A 10,419-nucleotide genomic window follows, 5' to 3' on the forward strand; every position below is an offset into this window, starting at 1 on the left:
TAATCTAAGTACAATCATTTTGAAAATAGGGGTGGCATCATATGGAGCAAATTTCAGTAAAGAAATTAGAAGAGGTACTTGTTGTAGCAGGGGATGATAAACAGAAGCAAAAGGAATTTTATGAATTGCTCTTATCTACTGAGTTTTATGTTGCTGGTTCACTAGAAGCAGAGGACGGGGCAACAGAGGGAATACTTCGTTTGCGTCATTTCCAAGGAGAAGGTAGATGGATCGTTCCGTTCTTTACACAAATGGAATTTGTAAAAGATGTGTTGCCAGAAGGAACGCCCCTTATTACGATACGTGGGAAAGAGTTATTTGGTAGCATTGAGAAAGATGCTACAGCTGTATTAAATGTTGGTACTGATATAAGTAAAACATTTATTCCAGAAGAAATTGCAGATATCTCATCTGGACGAATTTTTAATTATTATAAGTAAAAGGAAAAGCGTAATCGCTTTTCCTTTTTAATTTGAATATGGAGTGGCTATACCGGAAGAAATAGAGACTGTTTTATTATTCGTGTTTATTGTCGCTGTAGCTCCAAGTGGAATACCGATGTTTGGACTTATATGTCCAATTGGTAAACCGAATAGGACCGGTATATGATATGGTGCGAAATATTCATATAATATTGCTTGCAATGATTGAGATGGCTTTGAAGGAGTGCAGTCGTGACAACTTGTGAAAATAACGCCCCTACATTCATTAAACTTTCCAGATAAAAGTAGCTGATTTAACATACGGTCAATGCGGTACGGTTCTTCACCAATGTCTTCAAGTAATAAAAGTGTATTGTCCGTATTTATCTCGTAGGGCGAGCCAATTATACTTGTTAACACAGCTAAATTTCCTCCAACTAACGTACCTGTAACTGTACTGTGAGAGCTAGATACGATACATTCTGATGCAGATAAAATGGTTGAATACGGATGGAATAGCTGATTGAAAGAGGATAAAGATAGAGAATCAATACCTTTTCCTAGTTCTTCAATCATCGGACCATGAAATGTTATAAGCTTTGCATAACGTGAAACAGCAGTATGTAAAGCTGTAATATCGCTATATCCCCAAAAGATTTTAGGGTTTTGCCGAATGATTTCATATTGAATGTGAGGGAGGAGACGAGCACTTCCGTAACCACCTCGTGCACAGAAAACGGCCTTCACTTCATTATTTGTAAATGCTTCATGTATATCGTCAAGCCGAACTTGATCACTTCCGGCTAAAAATCCATATTTCTCGTAAACGCTCTTCCCGATTATTACGGATAACCCCATCTCTTGTAATACATTCACACCTTGTAATACATTTTCGATTGTAGGTGGACCAGATGGTGCAATGATCATTACTGTATCACCTTGTTTTAATGCATTTGGATAAATCATTAAGCTCAGCCTCCTTCTCTTTCAATATATTCGCTTCATATGAAGTTCAACCCTTGCAAAAGCAGGGGAAAGCTTATCAAATAAAGAAGATATAAAGGAAATAGGAGGGGAAATGATGTTTACAAGTCGAGTAACAGACATATTAAAAATTGAGTATCCCGTTGTTCAAGCCGGTATGGCAGGCGCGATTACGACGCCAGAACTTGTTGCAGCAGTAAGTAATAGCGGAGGATTAGGGACGCTTGGAGCGGGCTATATGAGCCCAGAACAAATTCGTGAAGCGATTTATAGAATAAGAGAACTAACAGATAAGCCGTTCGGTGTTAATTTACTTGTAACGAAAGAGATAGAAATAGAAGAAGAGAAGGTAAATGAGGCGAAAGTATTACTAAGCGGAGTGAATAGAGAATTAGGTATAGAAGTAGAAGGAACGTTAAAGCTTCCAAAAAGCTATAAGGAACAATTACAAGTGCTATTAGATGAAAAAGTACCGGTCGTTAGTTTTGCATTTCAAACGTTAGAAAAAGAAGAAATAAATGATTTAAAAAGAAGTGGAATAAAAGTTATCGGAACAGCTACCCATGTGAAGGAAGCGAAAGTACTTGCTGAGCTAGGAGTAGATATTATTATTGGGCAAGGTAGTGAAGCAGGAGGGCATAGAGGAACGTTTATTGGGAAAGAACGAGATGCTATGATTGGTACTTTTGCGTTGATACCTCAGTTAGTAGGGGCTGTTCCACATATCCCAATTGTCGCAGCAGGTGGTGTAATGAACGGACAAGGGCTTGTTGCGGCATTGGCACTAGGAGCAGAAGGTGTTCAAATGGGATCGGCCTTTTTAACAAGTGAAGAGAGTATTACGCACGATGTGTATAAAGAAGCGGTTTTACATAGTACAGATACGAGCACAACTGTAACTCGTGCGTTTTCTGGGAAATATGCGCGGGGTATTCGGAATGAATTTATAGAGAGACATGAAGGAAAAGAAGAAGGGCTACCGATGTATCCAGTGCAAAACGTATTAACTTCTAAAATACGCCAAGAGGCAGCGAAGCAAAATAAGGAAGAATATATGTCACTTTGGGCAGGACAGGCAGCATCATTAGCTCGAATCGAATCAGCTCAGCATGTAGTGGAGCGAGTTATGAAAGAAGCAGAGAATGCAATCGAACAATTACAAAATATATACAAAAAGACCACTTGAGTAATTCAAGCGGTCTTTTCATTAGTTTGCTTTATAAAATTGTTGGATGGCTTCGTCGATGTAAACCCAGCCTTTCCAACCTAAGTGCATATGATCTTTTAAGAAGTATTTATCGTATTCATGATTTGAGAAGTCGGCAATTGGATAACCAGCTTTTTCAATTTGCTCATGAACTTTCTTATAGTATGCTTCGCGGCGTTCTTTTGGGAAGCCAGCGTAGTCGTACCAAGGACCTTTTACAGGAACAGAAATGAAGAGTGGTTTTGCACCAGATTGTTTTAATAAATCAAGTACAATTTGTAAATCTTCATATTCTGGCGATTGGTCGTAAGCATCATTTTTTAAGTAACCTTCACGTTGCTTTAATTTTTTCTTAATTTTGCTATTGAAGTAACCATCTTCGATACCATATTCATTAGATCCAGATTCTGCTGCACCTGTTTGATCCGCATGTTTACGAGCTTCTTCCCAGTTCATTTGTTTTAATGAAGGATCGAGCTTCTCTTTGTGCGGTTTAATATTAAACATAGCTGTAAATAAATCTTTACGATCTAAAATGTTACGGTAAATATAAGCGAAAGGTTTAGCAGCAAGTGCTTTTACTTTATACTTCGTATCATCATAAGCGATGCCTTCAAGCGAGATTTTTAATAAAGTTTCTTTTTTTACAATCTCAAAGTTTAATAAACGCTTTGCAATTTGTTTTTTCATTTCAGGTTTTAAATCATTGTTGAAAATGAAGTGGTAACCTTGTTGTTTTGAAAAGTTAGGTGCAAAGTGCGTCTCGTCAATACCTTGTGGTACAAACCATTGCGGAGAAAGAACGAATACCATTTTCTTATCTTTCAATTGATCCATTGTAGATGCGAAGTTTAACACATGTACAAGGTCTTGTGTTCCGCCGCGTCCAAGAAGGAATGGCGTAAATCCTTCAGGCTTTACTTTAAAATAATTAGATGGATGGAAAGCATCCATACGTGCGAATTCCGATGAACCGTACATCGGAAGATATTTTGGATCTGCTAACATCTTTTGCTGTAAAATCATACTTTGAATTTTTTCTTCTTTTAAAGAAGTGGCAGCTTGTTCTACTTTTTCATCACTTAAAAGTGGAAGTAGGAAGCGCGTTGGAATAAGTAAGAATACAGCAAAAAGGGCCAATGCTAAAAGCATCGGACCAAATTTTGCTTTGTTCATCGGATTTCTTCCAACTTTTTAATAACCATGTTTGGTGTAGCCCACTCGTCACGGTCAAAATCAGAAATAGAAACTTCAATATCTAAACGCTCTTGGAATTCAACTAATAAAGATACTACAGCGAAAGAATCAAGGATACCTTCTTCAAATAATTGAACATCTAAGTTTTCTTTCACAATATCGTTTTCACATACTTCTTCTAAAATATCTAATACTTGCTCTTTGAATTCTGCCATTTTTAAAATCTCCTTTATATCCGAAATATATTATATGTGCAACTTCTTAATGGAATAAGAAGGGTGCATTAAAAGTATCTGTTAAGGTGTCCAGAGAAGATTAGGAAACCGAAACATACAACGTGGAACGTAATTACAATCGCAAGGACGTGTGTAAATTTATTGTTTGGCCAAAATTTATGCTTCTTGTTTTTTCGTTCGAAAATATCGAATAAAATAAACAGTGCGGCATGATAGAGACCATAAATAACATACTGCGCAACAGCGCTTCCTTGGATGTGCCAAATTCCCATAATGAAGAAGTTTAAAAATGCACCGATATACGAAATTGTGTAACGGTTCTTAATTAACTTTTTCTTCGTTGCAAAAAAGACGAAACGCATGTAAATAAAATCACGGAACCAGAATGATAAACTCATGTGCCAGCGGTTCCAGAAGTCTTTAATATTACGACTAAGGAATGGCTTATTAAAGTTTTCTGGCGTTTTAATTCCCATCATGTAACTGATACCAATTACGAACGCACTATAACCTGCAAAGTCAAAGAATAATTGCATGCTAGTAGCGTACATAAAAATCACATTAGATAAAAGTGTATCTTGATTGGCGAATACGGCCTTTACAAGATATGTTGTTATCAAGTGTGCAATTATAAATTTGTACAGAAAACCTTGGAAAATACGGTTAAGTCCTGTATATAGTAACTTTTGATATTCTTCACCGCTAGGTGGCTTTTGAATATCTTTTTGGAATCTACGGTAACGATCAATAGGTCCACTTGAAATCGCAGGGAAGAATAAAACAAACTCCCAGAAATTAAAGAAGGAAAGTTCTTTAATTAAATTATCACGAACTTCAAAGACCATTTGTACAGCTCTAAATGTTACGTAAGACATACCTGCGAAAACAATAAAATGTAATTCAGGTACAAAGGGTGCGATTTTTGCCAAAATAAGTGGCAAAATCGATAAAATAACAGCTATACAAAACATGAATGTACTATTATTTTGTTTTCTTAAAATTAAATAGCCTTTAATTAGGGCATATTGCCAAATAATAAATGCGGCTAACATAATCGCTTGCTTCGGTTTATCTGAGAAGATAATAGCAATCATGACTAATGTTAATACTGCATTATATTTACGCAACATTTTACCTTTTAATCCAGCTATGATAGTAGGTATTAATAAAATGCCCACTATAGCGAAAAAATAAAATGATCCATATGCGGTCATGCTGTAACCTCACTCAATAATTTTTTGCGATCTACCTTTCCATTTGGTGTCATTGGAATAGAAGATTGATACATGAATTTACGTGGAATCATGTAGTTTGGTAATCGCTCATTGAGTTCTTTTTTGATTGCAGATGTTAATTTGAATTCTTTTTCAAATGAATGTTCTCCAGGAACAACAACCGCTAATAAATAATCGTATTTTTCACCTTTTTTAATTGGAACGATAACTGCACCTTCTACGTAAGAACACGCACGAAGGTGATGCTCAATTTCTTCTAATTCCATTCGATAACCATGCAGCTTAATTTGGAAATCAAGACGACCATTATAGAATAGAAGACCATTTTCAACATAGCCAGCATCGCCTGTTTTATAGGCGCGCTCACCGTCAATCATAGTAAATGCTTTTTCTGTTAATTCAGGGCTTCCTAAATATCCAACGCTTACGCTTGGACCGACAATTACGATTTCACCTTTTTCACCATCAGGTGCAATCGTGCCATCTTCTTTCATAATAAGAAGGCGACAGTCTGATTTACAATAGCCAACTGGAAGTGATTTGTATTGATTAAGCACTTCTTCTGTAACGTGAATACCTGTTACAGCGACAGTAGCTTCTGTTGGACCGTAAGTATTCATAATTGTTGCTTTTGGGAAACGCTCAATTAATTTTCTAGCCACTTCATTTGGTAACACTTCACCGCAGAATAAGAATGTTTTCATGTTCGGTAGCATACTTTCAGAGAAGGATGCTTCCATTAAACACATTTCAGCGAAAGAAGGTGTCGAAGTCCATACTTGAATATCCGATTGCTCTAAAGAAGCAAACAAGTCTTTTGGACGCGCAATCATATCTTTATCGATTGCCCAAAGTGTACCACCTGTTACTAATGATGGGTAAATATCCATTACAGATAAATCGAATGAGAAAGGTGCTTGATTTAAGAATACTTGCCCTGTTTGTAAGTTGAAATCTTCTACAGCCCATTTTGTAAAGCTAACAAGGCAGTTATAAGTAATCTGAACCCCTTTCGGATTACCTGTGCTTCCTGATGTGTAAATAATGTAGAAGTTCTCATCACCTTTTACCGCATGTTCAGGATTTGGAGTGTTCCCTTTATGAGTAAAGAAAATATCTTTTAAGTTGTCTTCACTTACGATGCGAACTGGTAAATCAGTTACAGTTACTGCTGTTGCCGATAAAAGTAATTTCGCACCAGAATTTTCAGCAATACGTTGTACACGATCAGCTGGGATAGATAAATCTACAGGAATGTAAGCATGTCCAGCTTTTACACATCCTAAAAAGTTAACAATCATTTCAGGTTGCATATGGCCATACACCATAATTGGTGAACGATCGTCTGGATACTCAGAAGAAATCCAATGTGCTAACGCATCAGAATCTTCCTTTAATTGTTTGTACGTAATTTTCGCATCTCGCCAAACAAAAGCGGTTTGATCAGGCGTTTCTGCAGCCCACTTTTCAATTTGTTCTAATAACTTCATAACGTTCCCACCCTAGAATTCATTGTAAATAAATGTACTTGTGTTTGTATCATGGAATCCATACAACCAAAGTAATGCAAATAAAATTGCAAGATAATAAACCGTCTTTGCAACCCATTGTGTGAGTGGTCGAGACCATATCTCTTTTAATCTTTCCATGTCTTTCCCTCTCTTAATGAAATAATAGCTCTTTGTAGGTATCATGTCCTACATTATTGTGAAAAAAACAAAATCCCACATTTTAGGTAAAAATAAGTCAAAAGGCTCTTTTTTGATATTAGCACTAAATACTAAAAAAGAAAATCCCTAACTTAGCAATTATATTACATTCAGTATGAATTTGTAATGGGTTTGACATGTAAATAGAAAGTGGATTGTGTGAATACATAAAAGTGGACTATAAGAATACGTAAAAATACAGTATTTGTTTTTATTAATCATTCAAGACGGAGTAAACTTTTAAATTTCTAGTTCTTTTGAAAAGGAGGAAATTATCATGAATAGAGTGTGGAAGAATCTAATTTCGGAAGAAAATATCGTGAAATGGAGAAGGCACTTCCATAAGTATCCGGAATTATCATTTCATGAAAAAGAAACTTCGCAATTTATATATGATACATTATGCTCATTTTCTTCTTTTGAAGTAACGAGACCGACGAAGTATAGTGTACTAGCAATTAAAAGAGGTGTGAAGCAAGGGAAAGTAATTGCGATTCGAGCTGATATAGATGCTTTGCCAATTCAAGAGGAGACAAGTAAATCTTATACATCTGTGAATAAAGGAATGATGCATGCATGTGGGCACGATGCTCACGCAGCTATTTTATTAAGCACAGCAGAGGTGCTATCAAATATAAAGGAAGATTTTGCAGGTGAGATTCGTCTATTCTTTCAGCACGCAGAAGAGGTGTATCCTGGCGGGGGACAAGAAATGGTTGAGGCAGGTGTAATGGACGGTGTTGATTATGTAATAGGTTTACATGTTATGTCTGGATTGGAAAGCGGAAAGGTAGGAATTGCGTATGGGCCGATGATGGCGGCACCAGACGTATTTACAGTTGAAATTCAAGGCAAAGGAGGACATGCGGCGCGGCCAGAAGAAACGATAGACCCTATTGCTATCGGAGCACAGATTATTACAAATTTACAACATATCGTATCAAGAAATACGAGTGCTTTTATGCAAAGGGTTATTTCAGTTACACAATTTCATGGGGGAACGGCTGACAATATTATTCCTAGTACAGCAACTTTAATGGGAACCGTTCGTTCATTTAATCAAGCATTGAGGGTGGAAGCAGAAGGGAAAATCGAGAAAATTGTGAAAGGAATTACAGAAGCACATGGAGGATCGTATACATATACGTATCGATATGGATATGATCCGGTTATTAATGATGAATATATTACGAAAATAGTAGAAGAAAGTGCACTACATTTGTTTGGGAATGAGCGTGTTGTGAAGCTTGAACCTTCTATGGGTGGGGAAGATTTTTCAGCATATTTAAGAAAAGCACCCGGTTGTTTCATTAAATTAGGAACAGGTAATGAAAATATATATACTTGTTATCCACATCATCATCCGAAATTTGATGTGGATGAATCAGCATTAATTTGTGGAGTGGAGCTATTTTTAGAGACGACTATAAGATTACTAAAATCATAGAAAAACAAAAAAAGGCAACTGCACTCTATTGCAGTTGCTTTTATTTCTTTCCGTCAGAGAGGGCTGAGAAAGAACTATGCTCATTCATAGTATATGAATAGCTAACGGACAAGCTTGTACATTTTAATCATTTTTTAAAAAATAGTTGTTGACATTGATAATCAATGTCAATTAATCTAAAAGTAGTTGAAATTGATAATTATTATCAATAGGATGGATGCGACATGTTAATGAGAAAAAATTTTCACCTTCTGCGGAGGGGATTAAAAGATAAAAATAAAGATAAAGATGTTGATCAGCATATGGAATGGCAAAGAAATGTAATTCGGTCTGAATATGTAGATGAGAAGAAGAGCATTCAAACAGAAAAAGAGATACAAAGTAAAGGGAGAGGTTCAGTTGAGTAAGTTAGTAATGATTTTTGCAAGTATGAGTGGAAATACCGAGGAAATGGCTGACCACATTGCCGGCGTAATTCGTGAAACAGAAAATGAAATTGAAGTTATTGATATTATGGATTCACCAGAAGCTTCTATATTAGAACAGTATGATGGAATTATTTTAGGTGCATACACTTGGGGAGATGGTGATCTTCCTGATGATTTCTTAGATTTTTATGATGCAATGGATTCTATTGATTTAACTGGGAAAAAAGCGGCAGTATTCGGATCATGTGATTCGGCTTATCCGAAATACGGAGTGGCAGTTGACATTTTAATAGAAAAGCTACAAGAGCGCGGGGCAGCAGTTGTGTTAGAAGGACTAAAAGTAGAATTAACGCCAGAAGATGAAGATGTAGAAAAATGTTTACAGTTTGGAGCTGAATTTGTAAAACACCTTTCTTAATGGCAGAAGGGAGATGAAGAGCAAGTGCATGAGAAAATCTCAATCAAAACGATGACAGATTATCATTTGTATGATTTTATGCGTTGTCCGCATAAATTTTATTTTCGTCATATAAAAAGAAGAGAACCTTCTTCATTTGAATGGCAACAAATAGCACAAATGATTGTCAATCAAATTATTAACGAGTATTACACGCTACCTGCGGGTCAACAAACGAAAATTGTACTTTTAATATTAATAGAAAAGTATTGGAAAAAAGTAAGGATTAATATGTTTGCTTCGAAGACGGAGTACTATATTGTATTAGCTAAGCTAACGGATCACTTATTACAGTTTGTTGAAAAGGATGATAGTCAGACACCACCATTGTTTTTATACGAGAAGTTTCAAACATATATGGAAGAGTTAGGTGTCCACATGTCATTGACATTTGAAGTTGGTGAGTGGAGTGCTGGGTCGTTTGTAATTAAAAAGTATGTCGTCGATGCGGATGAGGAAATGCTTGCTCTTTGTCAGAAGCTAATGACAGTATTCAGTTATAAAGCTTTCGGCGTTCTTCCAGGAAAGATTGAAGTTATTAATTTAATAGAAGGAACTAAGTATGAGTACATTCCAAAACAGGAAGATATTATAACTGGAATGGCTGATTTATCTAGAATGAAAGAAATGTTGCAACAACCTGAGCATTATACAGAGCGTCATTTTCGTTCTGAGTGTATAAGTTGTGCATTTCGTAGTGAATGCCAAGGGGAAGAAGTAAAGAAAGAAGCGGAGCAGAAGAAAAATATCGTACATTAAAGGATGCAACTTTGCATCCTTTTTTGTTGTTGACATGAAAAGCTTTTCATCATTTACCGTATATTTGTAGCAGATTTTAATAAAGGGAGGAATAATCAATGAAAGATGAAACAAAAGTATTTCAATGGTTAAAAGAACAAAATGCTCCTTTTGAAATTCAACTGCAAATTTTACAGGCATTTCAATTGTATAAAGTCATTGTTGAAATGGATAAAAAGTTAATGATGTATGAGGAGAGAGAGCAGAGGGAGAGAATGTAATCTCATCCCTGCAGTATTATTTTCAGTTGTTCTATACCCGATATGAATTCAAGTTCCTCGTTTCTAAGTTAAGTTATT

At 36.0% G+C, this 10,419-nt stretch carries 13 protein-coding genes; 7 read left to right on the plus strand and 6 right to left on the minus strand.

Features of this window, described 5'->3' with window-relative positions; translation table 11 throughout:
- Positions 1-41: 41 nt before the first annotated feature.
- Complete coding sequence (locus ACQGS6_RS17060) at positions 42-440, plus strand: SseB family protein (RefSeq protein WP_000435266.1); 399 nt, start codon at positions 42-44, stop codon at positions 438-440.
- 27 nt (positions 441-467) lie between these two features.
- On the opposite strand, the gene ACQGS6_RS17065 is transcribed toward ACQGS6_RS17060, so the two are convergent.
- Entirely contained in the window at positions 468-1,388 is a 921-nt protein-coding gene (locus ACQGS6_RS17065; RefSeq protein WP_000640075.1) for a S66 peptidase family protein, read from the minus strand.
- Between the two features lie 115 nt (positions 1,389-1,503).
- Between ACQGS6_RS17065 and ACQGS6_RS17070 the strand changes: the two genes are divergently transcribed.
- Positions 1,504-2,592, plus strand: a complete 1,089-nt coding sequence (locus ACQGS6_RS17070; protein ID WP_277544399.1) for an NAD(P)H-dependent flavin oxidoreductase — start codon at positions 1,504-1,506, stop codon at positions 2,590-2,592.
- Between the two features lie 21 nt (positions 2,593-2,613).
- Here ACQGS6_RS17070 and dltD read toward each other — a convergent pair whose 3' ends face one another.
- The 5 genes from dltD to ACQGS6_RS17095 form a co-directional block, all read right to left on the minus strand.
- A complete protein-coding gene (dltD, locus tag ACQGS6_RS17075) occupies positions 2,614-3,789 on the minus strand; it encodes a D-alanyl-lipoteichoic acid biosynthesis protein DltD (protein WP_001030268.1) in 1,176 nt (391 codons plus the stop codon).
- Positions 3,786-4,025, minus strand: a complete 240-nt coding sequence (gene dltC, locus ACQGS6_RS17080) for a D-alanine--poly(phosphoribitol) ligase subunit DltC (RefSeq protein WP_000807310.1) — start codon at positions 4,023-4,025, stop codon at positions 3,786-3,788. The genes dltD and dltC overlap by 4 nt, the downstream gene beginning before the upstream one ends.
- A gap of 68 nt (positions 4,026-4,093) precedes the next feature.
- Positions 4,094-5,260, minus strand: coding sequence for a D-alanyl-lipoteichoic acid biosynthesis protein DltB (gene dltB / locus ACQGS6_RS17085; protein WP_000127925.1), 1,167 nt, complete (start codon positions 5,258-5,260; stop codon positions 4,094-4,096).
- The gene (gene dltA, locus ACQGS6_RS17090; RefSeq protein WP_000770512.1) at positions 5,257-6,771 is read right to left on the minus strand and encodes a D-alanine--poly(phosphoribitol) ligase subunit DltA; all 1,515 of its coding nucleotides are present in this window, start codon (positions 6,769-6,771) and stop codon (positions 5,257-5,259) included. The genes dltB and dltA overlap by 4 nt, the downstream gene beginning before the upstream one ends.
- A 12-nt stretch (positions 6,772-6,783) precedes the next feature.
- A complete protein-coding gene (locus ACQGS6_RS17095; protein WP_000440293.1) occupies positions 6,784-6,930 on the minus strand; it encodes a teichoic acid D-Ala incorporation-associated protein DltX in 147 nt (48 codons plus the stop codon).
- A 337-nt stretch (positions 6,931-7,267) separates the two neighbouring features.
- Here ACQGS6_RS17095 and amaA point away from each other — a divergent pair, with 337 nt between their 5' ends.
- The 5 genes from amaA (at position 7,268) to ACQGS6_RS17120 (ending at position 10,341) form a co-directional block, all read left to right on the plus strand.
- Positions 7,268-8,437 (plus strand): N-acyl-aliphatic-L-amino acid amidohydrolase, encoded by a 1,170-nt coding sequence (gene amaA / locus ACQGS6_RS17100; RefSeq protein ID WP_001082785.1) that lies wholly within the window; start codon positions 7,268-7,270, stop codon positions 8,435-8,437.
- A 224-nt stretch (positions 8,438-8,661) separates the two neighbouring features.
- Positions 8,662-8,844: a hypothetical protein gene (locus ACQGS6_RS17105; protein ID WP_000929021.1), complete on the plus strand. Its 183-nt coding sequence runs from the start codon at positions 8,662-8,664 to the stop codon at positions 8,842-8,844.
- Positions 8,837-9,283 carry a flavodoxin gene (locus ACQGS6_RS17110; protein WP_000041153.1) on the plus strand — a complete coding sequence of 149 codons (447 nt, stop codon included), beginning with the start codon at positions 8,837-8,839 and terminating at the stop codon, positions 9,281-9,283. Before ACQGS6_RS17105 ends, ACQGS6_RS17110 begins: the two co-directional genes overlap by 8 nt.
- Before the next feature lie 24 nt (positions 9,284-9,307).
- Complete coding sequence (locus ACQGS6_RS17115) at positions 9,308-10,081, plus strand: hypothetical protein (protein WP_000544577.1); 774 nt, start codon at positions 9,308-9,310, stop codon at positions 10,079-10,081.
- A gap of 98 nt (positions 10,082-10,179) precedes the next feature.
- A complete protein-coding gene (locus ACQGS6_RS17120) occupies positions 10,180-10,341 on the plus strand; it encodes a hypothetical protein (protein ID WP_098450675.1) in 162 nt (53 codons plus the stop codon).
- Positions 10,342-10,419 lie beyond the last annotated feature (78 nt).

The sequence above is a fragment of the Bacillus sp. GMs2/2 genome (assembly GCF_050172095.1).
Taxonomy (GTDB): Bacteria; Bacillota; Bacilli; order Bacillales; family Bacillaceae_G; genus Bacillus_A; species Bacillus_A cereus.

Bases quoted from the DNA above. Each gene is read 5' to 3' on its own strand.
- ACQGS6_RS17060 (WP_000435266.1), top strand. From the start codon at position 42: ATGGAGCAAATTTCAGTAAAGAAATTAGAAGAGGTACTTGTTGTAGCA.
- ACQGS6_RS17065 (WP_000640075.1), bottom strand. From the start codon at position 1,388: ATGATTTATCCAAATGCATTAAAACAAGGTGATACAGTAATGATCATT.
- ACQGS6_RS17070 (WP_277544399.1), top strand. From the start codon at position 1,504: ATGTTTACAAGTCGAGTAACAGACATATTAAAAATTGAGTATCCCGTT.
- dltD (WP_001030268.1), bottom strand. From the start codon at position 3,789: ATGAACAAAGCAAAATTTGGTCCGATGCTTTTAGCATTGGCCCTTTTT.
- dltC (WP_000807310.1), bottom strand. From the start codon at position 4,025: ATGGCAGAATTCAAAGAGCAAGTATTAGATATTTTAGAAGAAGTATGT.
- dltB (WP_000127925.1), bottom strand. From the start codon at position 5,260: ATGACCGCATATGGATCATTTTATTTTTTCGCTATAGTGGGCATTTTA.
- dltA (WP_000770512.1), bottom strand. From the start codon at position 6,771: ATGAAGTTATTAGAACAAATTGAAAAGTGGGCTGCAGAAACGCCTGAT.
- ACQGS6_RS17095 (WP_000440293.1), bottom strand. From the start codon at position 6,930: ATGGAAAGATTAAAAGAGATATGGTCTCGACCACTCACACAATGGGTT.
- amaA (WP_001082785.1), top strand. From the start codon at position 7,268: ATGAATAGAGTGTGGAAGAATCTAATTTCGGAAGAAAATATCGTGAAA.
- ACQGS6_RS17105 (WP_000929021.1), top strand. From the start codon at position 8,662: ATGTTAATGAGAAAAAATTTTCACCTTCTGCGGAGGGGATTAAAAGAT.
- ACQGS6_RS17120 (WP_098450675.1), top strand. From the start codon at position 10,180: ATGAAAGATGAAACAAAAGTATTTCAATGGTTAAAAGAACAAAATGCT.